Source organism: Pseudomonas sp. 2957, from assembly GCF_031456345.1.
Taxonomy (GTDB): domain Bacteria; phylum Pseudomonadota; class Gammaproteobacteria; order Pseudomonadales; family Pseudomonadaceae; genus Aquipseudomonas; species Aquipseudomonas siliginis.
In genome coordinates, this window is the sequence record NZ_JAVDUL010000002.1 from 272,136 (window position 1) to 291,399 (window position 19,264).

Consider the following 19,264-nt stretch of genomic DNA (forward strand, 5'->3'; position numbering starts at 1 on the left):
ACAACTCCGATGAATTTTTCCCAATTCTTCATTTCCCGGCCGATCTTCGCAGCGGTGCTGTCGCTGTTGATCCTGATCGCCGGTGCGATCTCGCTGTTCCAGTTGCCGATCAGCGAATACCCGGAAGTCGTGCCGCCGACCGTGGTCGTGCGCGCCAACTTCCCGGGCGCCAACCCCAAAGTCATCGGTGAAACCGTGGCTGCTCCGCTGGAGCAAGCCATCACCGGTGTCGAGAACATGTTGTACATGTCCTCGCAATCGACCGCCGACGGCAAGATCACCCTGACCATCACCTTCGCCCTGGGCACCGACCTGGACAACGCGCAGGTGCAAGTGCAGAACCGGGTGACCCGGACCGAGCCGAAGCTTCCCGAGGAAGTGACGCGCATCGGTATCACCGTCGACAAGGCTTCGCCCGACCTGACCATGGTTGTGCACTTGACCTCACCGGACAAGCGCTACGACATGCTGTACCTGTCCAACTACGCGATCCTCAACATCAAGGATGAGCTGGCTCGCCTGGGTGGTGTCGGTGATGTGCAGTTGTTCGGTATGGGCGACTACTCGCTGCGCGTCTGGCTTGATCCGAACAAGACCGCTTCGCGCAATCTGACCGCCACCGATGTGGTGACCGCGATTCGCGAGCAGAACCGTCAGGTCGCCGCCGGTCAACTGGGCGCGCCCCCTGCCCCGACCGCGCAAAGCTTCCAGCTGTCGGTCAACACTCAAGGCCGTCTGGTTTCCGAGGAAGAGTTCGAGAACATCGTCATTCGTGCAGGCGACGACGGTGAGATCACTCGCTTGAAGGACATTGCACGCATTGAACTGGGTTCCAGCCAATACGCCTTGCGCTCGCTGCTGAACAATCAGCCGGCGGTGGCCATCCCTATCTTCCAGCGTCCCGGCTCCAACGCCATCGACATTTCCAACGAAGTGCGCGGCAAGATGGAAGAGCTGAAGAAAGGCTTCCCGCAGGGCATGGACTACAGCATCGTGTATGACCCGACGATCTTCGTTCGTGGCTCGATCGAGGCGGTGGTGCACACCCTGTTCGAAGCGCTGATCCTTGTGGTGCTGGTGGTGATTCTGTTCCTGCAGACCTGGCGCGCCTCGATCATCCCGTTGGTGGCAGTGCCGGTATCGTTGATCGGTACGTTTGCGGTCATGCACCTGTTCGGTTTCTCGCTCAACGCCCTGTCGCTGTTTGGCCTGGTACTGGCCATCGGTATCGTGGTGGATGACGCCATCGTCGTGGTGGAAAACGTCGAACGGAACATCGAACTCGGCCTGACGCCGGTCGAAGCGACCAAGCGCGCCATGCGGGAAGTGACCGGGCCGATCGTGGCCACCGCACTGGTGCTGTGTGCGGTGTTCATTCCAGCGGCGTTCATTTCCGGCCTCACCGGGCAGTTCTACAAACAGTTCGCACTGACCATCGCTATCTCGACAGTGATCTCGGCGTTCAACTCGCTGACCCTGTCGCCAGCATTGGCCGCTGTGTTGCTGAAAAGCCACGACGCGCCGAAAGACCGCTTCTCGAAAGTGCTCGACAAGATCTTCGGCGGCTGGCTGTTCCGTCCATTCAACCGCTTCTTCGATCGCGCCAGCCATGGCTACGTCGGCACCGTGCGCCGGGTTATCCGTAGCAGCGGCATCGCCCTGCTCGTATATGCAGGCCTGATGGTACTGACCTTCTTCGGTTTCTCCAGCACGCCGACCGGGTTCGTACCCGGCCAGGACAAGCAATACCTGGTGGCCTTCGCGCAATTGCCGGATGCCGCGAGCCTGGATCGCACCGAAGACGTGATCAAGCGCATGTCCGACCTCGCGCTGAAACAGCCGGGCGTGGAAAGCGCCGTAGCGTTCCCGGGCCTGTCGATCAACGGTTTCACCAACAGCCCGAACGCCGGCATCGTCTTCGTGACGCTGAAACCGTTCGACGAGCGTAAAGACCCGAGCATGTCCGCCGGCGCGATTGCCGGCGCCTTGAACGGCCAGTACGCGAACATTCAGGAAGCGTACATGGCGATCTTCCCGCCACCGCCGGTACAAGGTCTGGGCACCATTGGTGGTTTCCGCCTGCAAATCGAAGACCGGGGCAACCTGGGCTACGACGAGCTGTACAAAGAAACCATGAACATCATCAACAAAAGCCACAACGTGCCGGAACTGGCCGGTCTGTTCACCAGCTACACGGTGAACGTGCCGCAGGTCGATGCCGCCATCGACCGTGAAAAAGCCAAGACCCACGGCGTGGCCGTCAGCGATATCTTCGACACCCTGCAGATCTATTTGGGTTCGCTGTATGCCAACGACTTCAACCGCTTCGGGCGCACCTATCAGGTCAACGTTCAGGCTGAACAGCAGTTCCGTCTTGAGTCCGACCAGATCGGTCAGCTGAAAGTACGCAACAACAAAGGCGAAATGATCCCGCTGGCGACCTTCATCAAGGTCAGCGACACCTCGGGGCCGGATCGGGTGATGCACTACAACGGCTTCATCACCGCTGAAATCAACGGTGCCGCAGCCCCGGGCTACAGCTCTGGCCAGGCGGAAAAAGCCATCGAGAAACTGCTCAAGGAAGAACTTCCGAACGGCATGACCTATGAGTGGACCGACCTGACCTACCAGCAGATTCTGTCCGGCAACACCGCGCTGTTCGTGTTCCCGCTCTGCGTACTGCTGGCGTTCCTGGTGCTCGCCGCACAATACGAAAGCTGGAGCCTGCCACTGGCGGTGATCCTGATCGTACCGATGACCCTGCTGTCGGCCATTACCGGTGTGATCATCTCCGGCGGTGACAACAACATCTTCACCCAGATCGGCTTGATCGTACTGGTGGGACTTGCCTGTAAAAACGCGATTCTGATCGTCGAGTTCGCCAAGGATAAGCAGGAAGAAGGCCTCGATCCGCTCGCTGCGGTACTGGAAGCCTGCCGCCTGCGTCTGCGGCCGATCCTGATGACCTCGTTCGCGTTCATCATGGGTGTGGTGCCACTGGTGTTCTCCAGTGGTGCCGGTGCCGAAATGCGTCACGCCATGGGTGTGGCAGTGTTCTCCGGGATGCTCGGGGTGACCTTCTTCGGTCTGCTGCTGACGCCAGTGTTCTATGTACTGATCCGTAACTTTGTCGAACGCGGCGAGCAGCGCAAAGCAGCCAAGGCGCACACTCTTCAAAAGCCACTGGAGGCGCAACAATGAGTCTGAAAGTCTTCCTGCCGAGTCTGCTGGTGCTGGCCCTCAGCGCCTGCGCCGTCGGCCCCGACTACAAGACCCCAGCTACGGAGGCGGCCAACATCACGACCGCCACCGACGGCGCCGCCGGGCAAAAGAACTTCGACCGTTCGAAATTCGAAGGCATCTGGTGGCAGCAATTCGACGATCCGACTCTGAACCAGTTGGTGAGCCAGTCGCTGCAAGGCAACCGTGAACTGCGCGTGGCGTTCGCCCGCTGGAAAGCCGCCCGGGCGATCCGCGACGACGCCAGCAATGATGCGATGCCGACCATCACCAGCCGCGCCAGCAGCGACCTGGGCAAGGGCCAGATTCCCGGCCAGACCACCGACCGGGTCAATAGCGAGCGCTATGACCTCGGTCTGGACATGGCCTGGGAGCTCGACCTGTTCGGCCGCATCCAGCGCAATCTGGAAGCCAGTGACGCCGACCAGCAGGCCGCCGAAGCCGATCTTTACCAGTTGCAAGTCACCATGATTGCCGAACTGGTCGACGCCTACGGTCAACTGCGCGGCGCCCAGCTGCGGGAAAAGATCGCCGTGGCCAACCTGAACAACCAGCAGGAGTCGCGCAAGATCACCATCAGCCTGCGTGACGCCGGTGTCGGTGATCAGCTCGATGTCGAACGCGCCGATGCGCGTCTGGCCAACGTCGAAGCCACGGTGCCGCAGTTGCAGGCGGAACAGGTTCGGCAGAAAAACCGTATCGCTACGCTGCTCGGTGAGCGCCCGGACAAACTGACCGTCGACCTGAGCCCGAAAGATCTGCCGGCCATCGCCAAGGCGCTGCCGATCGGTGATCCGGGTGAACTGCTGCAACGTCGTCCGGACATTCTCAGCGCCGAACGGCAATTGGCTTCGGCCACTGCGCGCATCGGCGTGGCCAAGGCCGACCTGTTCCCACGGGTCAGCCTCAGCGGCTTCCTCGGCTGGACCGCCGGACGTGGTTCGCAGATCGGTTCTTCGGCGGCCAACGCCTGGGCGCTCGGCCCGAGCATCACTTGGGCTGCGTTTGACCTCGGCAGCGTCCGCGCCCGTTTGCGCGGTGCCGATGCTGACGCCGAAGGCGCGCTGGCTAACTACGAGCAACAGGTGCTGCTGGCGCTGGAAGAATCGGAAAATGCCTTCAGCGATTACGGCAAGCGTCAGCAACGTTTGATCTCGCTGATCCGTCAGAGCGAATCGAGTCGCAAGGCCGCTGATCTGGCAGAAATCCGTTATCGCGAAGGCACCACCGATTTCCTCGTCCTGCTCGACGCTCAACGTGAGCGCCTGAACGCCGAAGACAGTCAGGCCCAGGCCGAAGTCGAGCTGTATCGCGGCATCGTCGCGATCTACAAGGCCCTCGGCGGTGGCTGGCAACCGGAGACAGTCGCCAGCAAGTAAAGGTTGTTAAAGAGCTCCTTTGGTTGGCCGCAACCAACCAAATTTTTTGCCCCGCGTATCATTCGGTCGCGGGGTTTTTTTATGCCACTGAATCACCAATCCCGTGTAGGAGCTGTCGAGTGCAACGAGGCTGCGATCCTTGATGGGAATGTAGCCGGGGACGCTCTGCGTCCCAAGATCAAAAGATCGCAGCCTCGTTGCACTCGACAGCTCCTACCAGGGGGATCAGGGTTCCAGTACCGTCACGGTGGCGGTTGTACCGGCGCGCAGGCGATGCTTGCCGGCAAAGTCACCATCAATGCCAATGCGCACCGGCACCCGTTGCGCGAGCTTCACCCAGGTGTAACTCGGGTTGATGTTTGCCAGCAATCGGCTGCCGGGCGCGTTTTCGCGGTCGGCGATGGCGAAGGCGATGCTTTCCACTGTGCCGCCGAAGCGCTCACCACTCATCAATTGAATGCGTACCCGATCACCCTCCGCGATTCGCGGCAGCTTGGTTTCTTCGAAATAGCCGCTGACGTAGAACGAATCGCTGTCGACCAACGCCAGCAGTGCCCCGCCCGCCTGTGCGTAATCACCCTGGCGGGTCAGCAGGTTGGTCACGTAACCGCTCACTGGCGATTCAACGCGGGTGCGCTGCAAATCCAGTTCAGCCTGGGTCAGCGCGGCAATTGCCAGTTGCACATTGGCCTCGGCCAAGCCGAGGTTGGCCTGATTGCGCAACAGATCCGCCTGGGCAACCGCCACGTCGGTACTGGCCTTCTCCCATTCTTCACCGGAAATCGCGAAGCCCTGCTTCAGCGTACGTCGCCGGCGCTCCTCGCTCTGGCGTTGCTTGAGCAACGCTTCACTGGCGACGATTGCCGCTTGCGATTGCCCCAGCGAAGCCTTGGACACTTCAACCGAGCGTCGGGCATGCTCGACCGCCAGTTGATAGCGCGCCGGATCGATCTCCAGCAACAATTGACCTTTGTCGACATGCTGGTTGTCCTGCACCGCCAGTTTGACGATACGCCCCGAAACATCCGCCGACAGCGTCACCACATCCGCCCTCACCCGAGCATCCCGTGTCCACGGCGCGCGGGTGTAATACTCCCAGGCAAACCAGCCGAGGACGATCGCCAGGATCACCACTGCCACGGTCATCATTCGTGCAACTAGTGCTTTCAAGACATCAGGCTCCCATCAACAGAATCAGCGTGGCGCAGACACAGGCGTACAGCGCGCCTTCGAACAGCGCTTCATGCCAGACCAGGCGCAGTACGCCCAGGCGGCGCAAGCACCAGTCCAGCAACATGAAAATCGGGATCGCCAGTAACAGAGCCTGGGCAATCGGCGGCAGATAAACCCCGCCAATTTCGAAATCAATGGGCAAGTTGCGGTTCTCCTTCCAGACCTTGAGGTTGCAAATGTTCGCCGTGGCGCTCGAGGAACGACACCACAATCAGCAGCGCCACACGCATGCGAAAAACCGACCATAAATGTTCATGGCTGGCGGCGTGCAGCTCGTCCAGCTCATCTCCGAGTTGGTGCAACGTCGCCAGCAGCGCCGGGAGCTGCACATCAGCGCGTCCGGCAACCAGGCGACCGGTCTTGCGTAACGCTGATGCCAGGCGCTGGCTGAACGCATCGGTGAGTAACGCGTTGTTCTGCGCCTGCTGCCTCAGCTGATGCATGGCCACGCCCAGGGCTACGCAAGCCAGGCTGATTTCATACAAGCGTTGCATGGCGCGATCGTTTGCCGCTGGCAGCAGGCCGAGCATGCTGGTCAGGCGATCGGTCATCCGACTCTCGAAGGCGAATTGTTGTTCATCGGTGGCCGGCATTTTGCTCAGTTGGTACACCTGCTCCCGCGCTTCGCCGTACAGGCGCCGGATGCGCAAGGCCGGGCGGAACGGGAAGATCAGCGCATAAACGATCAGGGCCAGCATCGCTGCACTGACATAGGCGCCGGCGAATTCGAACCATTGGATCGCCGTATTCTGGCCAGTGCCGGTGTTTTGCGGCCCGAGCATGAGAAAACTCGACAGCCCAAGGCCCATGCCGATGCCGGCGGTGGCCGGACTGGAAATGCCCACGGCAATGGCATACAGCAGCGGCGCCAGCAGCAAGGCCAGCAGCTCGAAATCACTGATCGCGGGCACCAGCATGAATTGATAGAACGCCGACACTACCAGCGCCAGACCCAAGCCTCGCGCATAGCTTTGCGCAGCGATCAGCGGACGCGGAAAAGTCGCCATCAGCGAGCAGAGAATTCCCACCAGAATCATTCCGCCGCGCGCACCATCCCACGCCGTTTCGATCCAGATCAATCCGCTGACCAACAGCGCGGTAAAGGCGCGAATGGCGTTCATCGAGGCCAGGGTGAAATCCAGATGCAACGGACTGCTCTGGCCGCGATAGAGGCAACTGGCCGGTCGCCCTTCCTGAATGGCGTCGCTCAGTTCGAGAATCTGCTCCAGTTGCTGCAGCAGGCGCGCCTGCTCCCAACGCAGCGCCCAGGCCAGTGAACGCAGGGCCGCACTCATGTTCTCGGTCTGCTGCTCGGCCTTGTACGCCAACGCTTCGAACTGTTGCTGCAAGGTGACGAAACGTTGCCGGTCCGCGCCAGACAGCGCACGACCCTGTTGCGCCAGTTGCTCAAGCAACGCCAGTTCCTCGGCCCGCAGTTGCTGCACCTCCAGCGGCAGATCGCCCTCCCAGCGTTCGATGAGCAATTCGCGCTGATGCCGTAGCGCGGTCAGTCGCGACGTCAGCAGCATCAGTTGATTGCCGAGCAGCAACACCAGATTGTCGGCATCGCGCAAACGTGGGGCATCGAAATACAAATGGCGCCGCAACCCCTCCAATGCGCTGATCTCGCCGAGCAGTTGCATCTGCCGACGCTGAAAATCGGCTTCGCTTTCTTCCGTGCGAAGCACTTCGGCGGCGTGGCTGGCGGCCAGTTTGATCACCTGATCGATTTTGGCGAAATAACCTTTGGCCACTGCTTCAGGCCGGGCTGTGAGCAGGCTCACCACGCACACGCAGGCAACGGCCAGCAGGGTTTCGGTGACGCGGGTGACCGCTAGCAAAAACGTGCCTTCCTGATCCGGGATCGCCAGCAAGGCCACCACCACTGCGGTGTAGCCACTGAGCACGAACGCCTGGGAACTGGTGTAGCGCAACAAGGTGCCGCCCGCTGTGCACAGCGCCAGCCACAACGCCAATGTCGTGATGAACGGCAGCGGCGCCTGAGGAAAAATCGCCATGATCAGCACCGCCACCGCGGCACCCACGGTGGTGCCGATCACCTGGCCGAAACTGCGCGCCAGTGCCATCCCTGCCAATGGCTGACTGACAATCACCACAGCCATGATCGACCACTTCGGTTGTTCGAGATCGAAAATGAACGCCAGATAAAGCGTCAACAGCCCGGCGGCGATGGTCCGCAGGGCAAACAGCAGAACAGCCTGACCGGGATGGATCAAAGCCTTGAAATAGGTGTACAGCGCAGACATGGGCACTCTCTTTAAAACGACTTCTGCAAGCGTAGACATTCCAGCAAAAGCCTGACGGATTTCACAGTCGACACGTGTTGTAGGACGATTCGCTGGCAACGGTTTGACTCACGCGCCAAGCTGAACGAAGCTTGCCGCTCTGCTCAAGTTCGAAGCTTTCGGAAACCCCGCATGACTCAGTCCCGCCGCAACCTGCTGATCGGCCTAGGCCTCGTACTGATCCTCGGCGTCGTCTGGCTGTCATGGCGCAGCAGCACACCGACCATCCCCGATGCTATCAAACATGGCTACAGCGAAGCGCTGAACGCCGCGCGCACTGGTGAACCCGGAGCGGCGCGCCAGTTGTACCAGCAATTGGGCCGCCCGGACATCTCGGTCAAACGCCGGGTCTGGCTGCACGGCGAGCTGCCCAACTACCCCAGCCCGCAGGCCTTGAAACTGGCTGACATCGACCTGCATCACGAAGCGCCGCAAGTGCGCGTCGCCGCGATCAAAAGCATCGTCGGGCTGGTGCCCGGCGGGCAACGCAGTCTGCTGCTCGGACCGTTGCTCGACGACGCAGAACAAACCGTGCGGTTCGCCGCGATCAATGCCCTGCTCGGCCTGAGCCCGGACGAGCTCGGCCTGTATTTCGCACCGCTACAGCAGGCTATCGACGGCTGGCAACAGACCTTGGAAAACCAGCCGGAAAGCGCTGCCAACTATGCGCAACTGGCACGTCTTTATATCCATAACGCCGAATACAAACAGGCCCAACAGGCGTTGGACAATACCTTGCGTCTGGAACCGGGCAACCTGGCGGCGCTGGTCATGCAGATCGATGTGCTTGACCGCCAGGGCCAGAGCGATGCCGCACGCCAGTTGCTTGCCCGCCAGCTCAAGGCGCAGCCAGATTCGGCCTATCTGCAACATGCCCTCGGCCTGTGGCTGCTGCACCACGGCCAGCGCGAATATGCCCTGCTCGGCCTGTCCAAAGCCGTCGAGCTGGAGCCGGACAACAAGGATTATCGCTACGACCTCGCCACCACTCTGCACAGCGCGGAAGAACTGGAAGCGGCGCAAAAACAGCTGCAGGAAATCGTCCAGCGCCACCCCGCCGACCGCAAGGCGCGGGTGTTGCTGATCAACTACTGGAAGGAAAGCGGCCAACTGCAGAATGTGCAGATCCTGTTGGCGCAACTGGAGCAGCTGAATCCGGACGACCCGGCCCTGCAACAAGGTCTTTAATCCAGTCAGGGCGGACTCAATTGGCCGCCCGTCCAAGAAAAAGCGGAACCGTGAACACGCCGTGAGGTCAAGTTACTCAGGCGGCTCACTCTAGCCAGCCGCCGGATTACCCTAGTCATAAGAGGGCGTTTTTTGACTACATCAAACGAGTTGATCAGTGCAAAGGCCGCCGTCGGCATTGTAGGTCTGGATGACATCCTTGCCGGTGGCTTGTCTCGCGGCCATGTGTTTTTGCTCGAGGGGGAACCCGGGACCGGCAAAACCACCGTGGCGTTGCATTTCCTGCGCGCCGGTGCGCTGGCCGGGGAACGCTGCCTGTACATCACTCTCTCGGAAACCGAGAAAGAACTGCGTCAAGGTGCGCTCTCCCACGGTTGGGAGCTGAACGAAAACATCAAGATCTTCGAGCTGACACCGCCGGAAAGCCTGCTCAATGCCGAACACCAGCAAAGTCTGCTGTATTCCTCGGACCTTGAACTGGGTGAGGCGACCAGGCAGATTTTCGAAGTGGTCGAACGTTTCAAGCCGACTCGCGTTGTGCTCGACAGTCTCTCGGAGATCCGTCTGCTGGCGCAGAGCTCGTTGCGCTATCGTCGGCAGATTCTGGCGATCAAGCATTACTTCGTGCGCTACGACGCCACCGTCCTGCTGCTCGACGACCTGACCACCGAGTCCCTCGACAAGACCGTGCACAGTGTCGCCCACGGCGTGATTCGTCTTGAAGAGCTGACACCGAGCTACGGCGCTGAGCGTCGGCGCGTTCGAGTGGTCAAGTATCGCGGGCAGAAATACCGTGGCGGTTTCCACGACTTCACCATCATGGGCGACGGCGTCCATGTTTTTCCACGCTTGGTAGCGGCGGAACATCGCGGCGACTACCCACGTCTGCAGCTGTCCAGCGGCATCCCGCAAATGGACGCCCTGCTCGGCGGCGGCATCGAGACCGGCTCAAGCACGCTGATTCTCGGCCCGGCCGGTACCGGTAAATCGCTGATCTCAATGATCTTCGCCGCCGCAGCGGTGGCCCGAGGCGAAAAAGCCGCGCTGTTCATTTTCGATGAAGAGCTGGGCCTGCTGTTCGAACGCATGCGTCATCTCGGTATCGACCTCAAAGCCTTGCAGGCCACCGGTAATCTGCTGATCGAACAAGTAGACGCCGCCGAATTGTCTCCCGGTGAGTTGTCCCATCGGGTGCGGCGTTGCGTCGATGAGCTGGGTATCAAAACCGTGGTGATCGACAGCATCAACGGCTATCAAGCGGCGATGCCGGAAGAAAACGCGCTGGTGCTGCACATGCACGAGCTGTTGCTGTACCTGAACCGCAAAGGCGCGGCGACTTTCATGACGGTCGCCCAGCACGGCCTGGTGGGCGATATGCAGGCGCCGGTCGATATCACTTACCTGGCCGACACGGTGATTCTGTTGCGCTACTTCGAAGCCCTCGGCAAAGTCCGCCGGGCGATCTCGATTATCAAGAAACGTACCGGCAACCACGAGTCGACCATCCGTGAATACCGGATTTCCTCGCGTGGCATGACCATCGGCCAACCGCTGGAATCCTTCCAGGGCGTGCTGCGTGGCGTGCCGACCTACATGGGAGCGAGCAATCCATTGCTTGAGGATGAAAGCTTGTGACGGTCAACACGCCGTTGGCCGAGCGGGTGCTGGTGCTGGCGCCCATGGGTCGCGACAGCCAGATCGCTTTGATGATCCTCAACGAAGCCGGCTACGGCGGCATGGTGGCGCCGAATCTCGGCGCTCTGTGCACCGAGCTGGAGGTCGGTGCCGGACTGCTGGTGATTGCTGCTGAAGCGCTGCGCGGACCTGAACTGGAAGGGCTAATCGCCTACCTTGACCAGCAGCCCGCGTGGTCGGACATGCCAATTGTCCTGCTGACTCATCATGGCGGCGATGAACAAGGCCCTCCGTCGCGCCTCAGTACCCTGCTCGGCAACGTGACGTTTCTCGAGCGCCCCTTCCATCCCGCGACGCTGGTCAGCCTGGTCTCCGCCGCCCTGCGTGGGCGACGACGACAATATGAAGCGCGCGATCGGCTGATCGACCTGAGTGAAAGCGAACGACGCCTGCAATCGACCCTGGAAACCCTCGAGCAGCAAGTCGAAGAACGCACCGCACAACTTCGCCACAACGAAGAAGCCCTGCGCCAATCGCAGAAAATGGAAGCGGTCGGCCAACTCACTGGCGGCATCGCTCACGACTTCAACAACATGCTCACTGGCATCATCGGCAGTCTCGAATTGCTGCGTCGACGTCTGGCCCGAGGCCGCACGGAAGACCTCGACAGCCTGATCGATCTAGGTGTGACGTCAGCGAACCGCGCCGCCGGCCTGACTCACCGTCTGCTGGCGTTCTCGCGCCGTCAGTCACTCGACCCGAAAGCCGTGCAAATGAACACGCTGGTGCTGTCGATGGGCGAGCTGCTGCAACGCAGCCTCAATGAAAGCATTCATCTGGAAATGCGCCTGGACGACAATCTCTGGGTTGCCGAGGCCGATCCCAATCAACTGGAAAGCGCCCTGCTCAACCTGGTGATCAATGCCCGTGATGCGATGCCCGAGGGTGGCAAGCTGGTGGTGGAAACCAGCAATCAGGTGCTGCATCGCGAATTCACGGCTGCGTACAGCAATCTGGAGCCAGGCGATTACGTGATGCTCAGCGTCACTGACAATGGCAGCGGCATGCCCCAGAGCGTGGTCAGCCGTGCGTTCGATCCGTTTTTCACCACCAAGCCGATCGGCCAGGGCACCGGCCTCGGACTGTCGATGATCTATGGTTTCAGCAAGCAGTCGCGTGGGCATGTGTCGATCGACAGTGAAATCGATGAAGGCACCACGGTAAAACTCTATCTGCCGCGTTTCCGGGGTGAGGAAGTAGAAATTCCCGTCTCGGATTCGCAGCAGGCTCCGTATGCGATGGATGGCGAAACCGTACTCATCGTTGAAGACGACCCTGCGGTGCGCGTATTGGTCAGCGCCGTGCTCAGTGAGCTGGGTTACGCGTTCGTCGAGGCCGGTGATGCCGACGGCGCCATGCCGATTCTCAATTCGACGCAACGTATTGATTTGCTCATCAGTGACGTTGGTCTGCCGGGGATGAACGGTCGTCAACTGGCGGAGGTTGGTCGGCAATATCGCCCAGGTCTGAAAGTGTTGTTCATCACCGGTTATGCCGAGCACGCGGCGGTGCGCGGTGGCTTCCTCGACTCGGGAATGCAGATGATCACCAAGCCATTCACCTTTGATCTGCTCACCGCCAAGGTGCGGGAGATGATCAATAGCTGAATCTATAGGAGCTGCCGAAGGCTCGGCAGCTCCTGCATGAGAATCAGGCCAGCAACTCCTGAATCTTTTCCTGCAACACATCCAGATCAAACGGTTTTTCCAGAATCGGTGCGCTGTTGGTAATCGGGCTGCCGGTCTCACGGATTTCCTGCGGATAGCCGCTGATGAAAATCACTTTGAGGTCCGGTCGCAATTTCACCGCCGGATCGGCAATCTGCACGCCGGAGATCCCGCCCGGCAGGCGGAAATCGGTAATCAGTATGTCGAGATGAGGTTTGCTGGCGAGGATCTCGAAAGCCTGCTCGCCATTTTCCGCTTGCAACACGCGATAGCCCTGCCCCGACAGGTAATCCGTCAGGACCATCAAGATAACCGGTTCGTCTTCGACGACGAGTACTACATCTTGCGCATCTACGCTCATGGGAAGCCTTTGTTCGGTCAATAGCTGCTGATACGACCGTGTGGTCACTCAGAGGTTGCGTCGGATATGCCGTTTTCCTGGATCGGCAGACAAACGCGAAACAGGGCGCCCTCGTTGATTTCACTCTCGACGACGATGGAGCCGCCATGGGCGGCGACGATCTGCTCGGAAATGAACAGACCCAGCCCGAGCCCGGCCACCACCGTCTTGGCGGACACCCGTTCGAACTGCTGAAAAATACGCTTCTGGTTCTCGGCGCTGATGCCGATGCCGTGGTCTTGTACCTCGACCCGGGCCTCGTCATCTTCGCGATAGACGCGCACCTGAATCGGGCTGCGACCACCGTAACGCAAGGCATTGGTCAGCAGATTGGACACCACTTGCTCGATGCGGAACTCGTCCCAGCAACCTTCTACCGGCGCCGATGCCTCGAAGGAAACGCTGGTTTCTGCCGCTTCCATTTGCGAGGCAAAATTCTGCAGGAGATTGCTGACCAGTTGCACCAGATCGAAACGACTCGGTCGGATCGACAGTTTGCCGGTGCGGATTCGCGAGACATCGAGCATGTCTTCGATCAGGCGAATCAGGCTTTTGATCTGCCGCTCATCGCGGTCGACCATCGCCTGCATCTTGTCGAGGGTGAACGCTGAGGCGTTGTCTCGCGCCAGATGCATTTTACGCAACTGGGTTTCGAGAATCAGGCCATTGAGCGGCGTACGCACCTCGTGGGCGACGATGGACATGAAGTCATCACGCATGCGCACCGCTTGTTCCAGCTCCAGCTGGGTGCTTTGCAGTTGTTGCAGCAGCGCTTCCTGCTCACGCCGGGCCTGCTCCAACGCCTCGACCTGCTGCTTCATCGCCTTGCTCTGGCGATACAGATCGACGAAAACGTTGACCTTGCTCTTCACCGCATGGATATCCAGCGGCTTGTGCAGGAAGTCCACCGCACCGCTTTCATAGCCTTTGAACGCGTAGTTGAGTTCTCGGCCGGCAGCGCTGACAAAGATGATCGGAATGTTCTTGGTCTTCTCTGTACCGCGCATCAGCTCGGCGAGTTCGAAGCCGTTCATGCCGGGCATCTGCACGTCGAGAATGGCCATGGCGAATTCGTGCTGCAGCAACAGCGACAGTGCTTCGTCCGCCGACAGAGCCTTGTAGACCGTGCGATCCTCGCGCTTGATCAGCGCTTCCAGCGCCAGCAGGTTTTCTGGCAGATCGTCAACGATCAACAGTTTGGCTTGGATATTACTCAGCATGCGATTCGTTCCAGCTCGACTAGCAGACGGCCGATGCCGTGAATGGGTAGGACATGATCCGGCTGCAGAACGTTCAGTGCAGCCTGGGGCATGGTGGCGACTTGTGCATCCTCGGGGTCTTGAACAATGGTCAGGCCGGCGCAACGCTTGACGTAAGCGAGCCCGCGCGCGCCATCGTGATTGGCGCCGGTCAGCAGGACGGCGGCGAGTGTCTGGCCATAAACATCGGCGGCGGATTCAAACAGGTAATCGATTGAAGGCCGCGAATGATGTACGCGGTCCTCCAGGCTCAGTGACAAGCTGCGATCCGCTTCGACCGACAAGTGATAACCGGGCGTGGCGAAATACACCGTGCCGGCTTCAATGTCCTGCTTGTCTTCGGCTTCTCTGACCGGCATCGCCAGGCGCCGGGAGAACACTTCGGCCAGATGACTGCGGCGTTCTTCCGGCAGATGCAAAACGATGATGATCGGCAGCACATAGCCTTTGCGCAACGGCCCGAGCAGGGTCAACAAGGCCTCGACACCGCCCGCAGAGGCGCCGATCACGACAGCCTCGATACGAGGCAGGCTCGGGGTGTCGTTCATGATTTGCGGTAGATCCGTTCTTGTTTGACCAACGCCTCGAACTGATTCGAATAGTTGGAAAAATCCAGGGTTTCCTTGCTGCCCAACACCAGAAAGCCGCGATGCGACAGTGATTCATGGAACAGCCCGAATGCCCGGTCCTGCAGCTTCTTGTTGAAGTAGATCAGCACATTGCGGCAGGAAATCAACTGGGTTTCGGAGAACACGCTGTCGGTGGCCAGACTGTGGTCGGCGAATGTCACGTTCTCGCACAGGCTCTTGTCGAAAATCGCGTAGCCATAGGCTGCGGTGTAGTAATCGGCAAACGAACGCTGGCCGCCGGCCTGCTGGTAATTGGCGGTGTAGGCGCGGACGTTTTCCATGGAGAAAATCCCTTGCTTGGCCTTCTCCAGCGAGCGCGGGTTGATGTCGGTGGCGTAGATGATCGTGCGGTCGAGCAGGCCTTCTTCGCGCAGCAGAATCGCCATCGAATAGACCTCCTCGCCCGTGCTGCAGCCGGCAATCCAGATCTTCAGCGACGGATAGGTGCGCAGCAGCGGCACCACTTCGTTGCGGATCGCCAGGAAGTGCGAAGGATCACGGAACATCTCGCTGACCGGGATCGTCAGCAGTTGCAGCAGCTGCATGAACGCCGTCGGGTCGTGCAGGACTTTCTCTTGCAGGGCCGAGATGGTCGCGCACTCGAACTGACTCAGCGCGTGCTGCACCCGGCGCTTGATCGAAGCGCCGGAGTAGTCGCGAAAGTCATAGCTGTACTTCAGGTAAATCGCCTCGATCAACAAGCGTAATTCGATTTCGCTGTTGCGCTCGGCTGAACTGCTGCGTTCCACTAGATGCGTTCCATTTTCGGTAACCACACACGTATCAGCGAGAACAGACGATCAAGGTCGATGGGCTTGGCCAGGTAATCGTTGGCGCCCGCTTGCAGGCAGCGCTCCTGATCGTCCTTCATGGCCTTGGCCGTTACCGCGATGATTGGCAACTTGCGCCAGCGCGGATCCTTGCGGATTTCCATGGTGGCTTCGAAGCCATCCATTTCCGGCATCATCACGTCCATCAGCACCAGATCGATGTCCTCGACTTCATGAAGTTTCTCAATCGCTTCGCGGCCATTACGGCCGATCACCACGACTGCGCCTTTGTGTTCCAGTGCACTGGTCAGGGCGAAGATGTTGCGCACATCGTCGTCCACCAGCAGCACTTTGCGACCTTCAAAGACCTTGTCGCGGCTGCGCGCGGTCTTGAGCATCTTCTGCCGTTCATGGGACAGCTGCGATTCGACTTTGTGCAGAAAGAGTGTGACCTCGTCGAGCAACCGCTCCGGGGAGCGCGCGCCCTTGATGATGATCGAGCGTGAATACTTGCGCAGCTCGGCCTCTTCATCGCGGGTCAGGTTGCGGCCGGTGTAGACAATGACCGGCGGGAACGAGCAGATGTCCTCGGTGGACATGCGCTTGAGCAAATCGTTGCCGAGCATGTCCGGCAGCTTGAGGTCGATGACCATGCAGTCGTAGATGGTCGTGCGCAGCAATTCCAGAGCGTCCTGGGCCAGGCCGACCGCCGTGATTTCAATGTCTTCGTCGCCAATCAGCCGCGCGATGCTTTCACGTTGCAGATCGTCGTCTTCGACCAGCAGCACGCGTTTGACCTTCTGCGTCAGCTTGGCTTCGAGACGGGCGAACACATCCTTGAGCTCTTCGCGGGTGGTCGGCTTCACTGCGTAGCCGATGGCGCCCATGTGCATGGCAGCCTCGACGCGGTCTTCCACGGAAATCACGTGCACCGGAATGTGCCGGGTTTCGGCGCGTTCTTTCAGGCGTTGCAGCACGGTCAGACCGGAGTGATCCGGCAGGCGCATGTCGAGCAGGATCGCATCCGGCACGAATTCGCGGGCCAGGTCGTAACCCTCGTCGGCGCCGTGGGCGACCAGACACATGTAACCCAACTCATGGGCCAGGTCATAGAGGATACGGGCGAAGTTCGGTTCGTCCTCCACCACCAGAATGCAGCGGGTGGCGAACGGCGCCTTGTCGCGATCGTCGGCGAAGCGCGGGATGACAGCCGGAATCGCTGACGCCAGCGGTGCCGCAACGGCCACTGGTGTAGCCACCGCAGGCGCTGCATGAAAGGTCAGCGGCGCGGCCGGCGTATCACCGAATTCGTGATACTGACGCGGCAACAGCAGCGTGAACGTGCTGCCCTGCCCCGGTACGCTGTCGACGCTGATCGAGCCGCCCAGCAACGTTGCCAGATCCCGCGAGATCGACAGGCCCAGGCCGGTACCGCCGTACTTGCGGTTGGTGGTGCCATCCGCCTGACGGAACGCTTCGAAGATACTTTCCTGCTGATCGGCAGCGATACCGATCCCGGAATCCTTGACGCTGAAAGCGATGTGATCATTCGGCTGCGCGGTGATACTCAGGCTGACGGCGCCGTGCTCGGTGAACTTGATCGCGTTGGACAGCAGGTTCTTGATCACCTGCTCCAGCCGCTGCCGGTCGGTGAACAGTAAGCCGGGAGCGTCCGGCTGGACCTCGACAGTGAAAGCAAGGTGCTTGTCGGCAGCAAGCGGTTCGAACATCGAGCGCAAGCCATCGACCAGACGATCGACGCGGGTGTTTTCGGCAATCACTTCAAGCTTGCCGGCCTCGACCTTGGAAATGTCGAGGATGTCGTTGATCAGGTTGAGCAGATCGTTGCCGGCCGAATAGATCGATTCGGCAAACTTGACCTGTTCCGCCGACAGATTCTGCTGCGGGTTTTCCGCCAGCAGCTTGGCCAGAATCAGCGAACTGTTGAGCGGCGTGCGCAGTTCGTGGGACATGTTGGCGAGGAATTCGGACTTGTACTTGCTCGAGCGTTGCAGCTCTTCGGCACGCTCTTCGAGTTGAATCTGCGCCTGATTCAACTCGGTGTTTTTCTTGTCCATCGCATCGCGCTGTTCGGCGAGCTGCTCGTTGGTCTGCTCCAGCTCCACTTGCTGGGTTTCCAGATGCGCCTGGGATTCCTTGAGAATCCGCGACTGTTCTTCCAGCTCTTCGTTGGCGGTCTTCAGCTCTTCCTGCTGCACTTGCAGCTCTTCATTGAGCTGCTGGGTTTCGGCGAGCACTTCCTGCAAGCGTTGACGGTAACGCGCCGCTTCGATCGAGGTGCCGATGTTGCCGGCAATCAGCTCCAGCAGCTCGATGTCGCGCTCGGACAGCGGACGCAGGAAACCCAGTTCGATCACGCCATTGACGCGGTCATCATCACTGGTAGGCACCACCAGCACACTGTGCGGCAGGCCTGCGCCGAGGCCGGAGCTGACTTTGAAATAGTCGCCAGGGACCGCGTCGAGACGGATCAGGCGTGCTTGTTCTGCGACTTGGCCAACGATGCCTTCGCCGCTGTAAATCGTTTGATTCAGTTCTTCCTGCTCGCGGGAGAAGCCATAAGTCGCCACACGCTTGAGGCCGCCATGTTCTTCGCGCACATAAAGCGCAGCGACGGCTGTGCCGAGGTATTGCGCGCAGAATTGCAGAATGTTGCGCCCCAGCAGGTTCAGCGTCAGTTGCCCCAACACCTGCTCGGCCAATTGTGTCTGGCCGTTGCGCAGCCACGCCTGCTTCTCCAGGCGTTCAGCGCTGGCCAGCTGCGCGGCGAGGTTGGCGCTGTAATTGGTCGACAGGTTGAGCAGATCACGGCGGCCGATGTAGGCCAGCAAACCGCTGATCCCGACGATGAAGATCAGATAAAGAGTGATGCTCCAGATGGTGGTGCGACGCACATCCTCGTTGCGCGTGGCGCGCAGCACTTGCTCGGTCTCGATGACGTCCTCGAATTGCTTGCGGATTTCATCTGTCAGGCGCTTGCCCCGCCCGGCCTTGACCGCGCCTCGATAATCACCGCTGCTGCGCTGCAGATCGATCATCGATTGCGCGTAGTTGGCCCATTCCACCTGCAAGGCTTGCAAACGGCGCAAGCGATCGGTCTGCACCGGATTATCGGCGGTCAGCTCCAGCAACGTATTGAGAGCGACGTCGATACGCGGCTTGGCAACTTCGTACGGGTCGAGAAAGTGCTCATCACCGCTAAGCAGATAGCCGCGCATGCCGGTTTCGAGATCGACAGTGAGTTTCACCGCCTCATTGGCGTTATTGATCACCCGGTCGGTATGCTCGACCCACTGGATGACGGACAGCAAATAGGTGATCAGTGAGACGAAAAACACCGCACTGAGCACGCCGACGCCCAGCGGCAGGCTGACGTTGCGACTCAGAAGTTTGCGGAACCGTTGTTCATCAACCGAGGACGGAGAGGACATGGGGCAGCCTTGTCGAACTGTTGAAAACCCGAGAGTTTGCCCCAAA

At 60.0% G+C, this 19,264-nt stretch carries 13 protein-coding genes; 5 read left to right on the top strand and 8 right to left on the bottom strand.

What is annotated here, in order from left to right:
• Positions 1–9: 9 nt before the first annotated feature.
• Positions 10–3,201: an efflux RND transporter permease subunit gene (locus tag J2Y39_RS06850; RefSeq protein WP_041480270.1), complete on the top strand. Its 3,192-nt coding sequence runs from the start codon at positions 10–12 to the stop codon at positions 3,199–3,201.
• On the top strand, positions 3,198–4,619 hold the full coding sequence (locus J2Y39_RS06855; protein WP_039761555.1) for an efflux transporter outer membrane subunit: 1,422 nt from the start codon (positions 3,198–3,200) through the stop codon (positions 4,617–4,619). Before J2Y39_RS06850 ends, J2Y39_RS06855 begins: the two co-directional genes overlap by 4 nt.
• A 225-nt stretch (positions 4,620–4,844) precedes the next feature.
• On the opposite strand, the gene J2Y39_RS06860 is transcribed toward J2Y39_RS06855, so the two are convergent.
• The 3 genes from J2Y39_RS06860 to J2Y39_RS06870 are packed head-to-tail and all read right to left on the bottom strand — an operon-like array spanning position 4,845 to position 8,119.
• A complete protein-coding gene (locus J2Y39_RS06860; RefSeq protein WP_409037408.1) occupies positions 4,845–5,768 on the bottom strand; it encodes a biotin/lipoyl-binding protein in 924 nt (307 codons plus the stop codon).
• 25 nt (positions 5,769–5,793) lie between these two features.
• Positions 5,794–5,994, bottom strand: a complete 201-nt coding sequence (locus J2Y39_RS06865) for a DUF1656 domain-containing protein (RefSeq protein WP_016774855.1) — start codon at positions 5,992–5,994, stop codon at positions 5,794–5,796.
• The gene (locus tag J2Y39_RS06870) at positions 5,984–8,119 is read right to left on the bottom strand and encodes an FUSC family protein (RefSeq protein WP_310216198.1); all 2,136 of its coding nucleotides are present in this window, start codon (positions 8,117–8,119) and stop codon (positions 5,984–5,986) included. The genes J2Y39_RS06865 and J2Y39_RS06870 overlap by 11 nt, the downstream gene beginning before the upstream one ends.
• A gap of 171 nt (positions 8,120–8,290) precedes the next feature.
• On the opposite strand from J2Y39_RS06870, the gene J2Y39_RS06875 reads away from it, so the two are divergent.
• The 3 genes from J2Y39_RS06875 (at position 8,291) to J2Y39_RS06885 (ending at position 12,648) form a co-directional block, all read left to right on the top strand.
• Positions 8,291–9,346, top strand: a complete 1,056-nt coding sequence (locus J2Y39_RS06875) for a tetratricopeptide repeat protein (protein WP_150635168.1) — start codon at positions 8,291–8,293, stop codon at positions 9,344–9,346.
• 132 nt (positions 9,347–9,478) lie between these two features.
• On the top strand, positions 9,479–10,981 hold the full coding sequence (locus J2Y39_RS06880; RefSeq protein ID WP_095180104.1) for an ATPase domain-containing protein: 1,503 nt from the start codon (positions 9,479–9,481) through the stop codon (positions 10,979–10,981).
• The gene (locus J2Y39_RS06885) at positions 10,978–12,648 is read left to right on the top strand and encodes an ATP-binding protein (protein ID WP_150635167.1); all 1,671 of its coding nucleotides are present in this window, start codon (positions 10,978–10,980) and stop codon (positions 12,646–12,648) included. Before J2Y39_RS06880 ends, J2Y39_RS06885 begins: the two co-directional genes overlap by 4 nt.
• 43 nt (positions 12,649–12,691) lie before the next feature.
• Here J2Y39_RS06885 and J2Y39_RS06890 read toward each other — a convergent pair whose 3' ends face one another.
• The 5 genes from J2Y39_RS06890 to J2Y39_RS06910 are packed head-to-tail and all read right to left on the bottom strand — an operon-like array spanning position 12,692 to position 19,218.
• On the bottom strand, positions 12,692–13,069 hold the full coding sequence (locus J2Y39_RS06890) for a response regulator (RefSeq protein WP_056789776.1): 378 nt from the start codon (positions 13,067–13,069) through the stop codon (positions 12,692–12,694).
• A 44-nt stretch (positions 13,070–13,113) separates the two neighbouring features.
• Positions 13,114–14,328 (bottom strand): hybrid sensor histidine kinase/response regulator, encoded by a 1,215-nt coding sequence (locus tag J2Y39_RS06895; protein WP_041480260.1) that lies wholly within the window; start codon positions 14,326–14,328, stop codon positions 13,114–13,116.
• Positions 14,322–14,915: a chemotaxis protein CheB gene (locus tag J2Y39_RS06900; protein WP_150740917.1), complete on the bottom strand. Its 594-nt coding sequence runs from the start codon at positions 14,913–14,915 to the stop codon at positions 14,322–14,324. Before J2Y39_RS06900 ends, J2Y39_RS06895 begins: the two co-directional genes overlap by 7 nt.
• Positions 14,912–15,745 carry a protein-glutamate O-methyltransferase CheR gene (locus J2Y39_RS06905; RefSeq protein WP_016774863.1) on the bottom strand — a complete coding sequence of 278 codons (834 nt, stop codon included), beginning with the start codon at positions 15,743–15,745 and terminating at the stop codon, positions 14,912–14,914. The genes J2Y39_RS06900 and J2Y39_RS06905 overlap by 4 nt, the downstream gene beginning before the upstream one ends.
• The gene (locus J2Y39_RS06910; protein WP_310216207.1) at positions 15,745–19,218 is read right to left on the bottom strand and encodes a response regulator; all 3,474 of its coding nucleotides are present in this window, start codon (positions 19,216–19,218) and stop codon (positions 15,745–15,747) included. The genes J2Y39_RS06905 and J2Y39_RS06910 overlap by 1 nt, the downstream gene beginning before the upstream one ends.
• Positions 19,219–19,264: the final 46 nt, after the last annotated feature.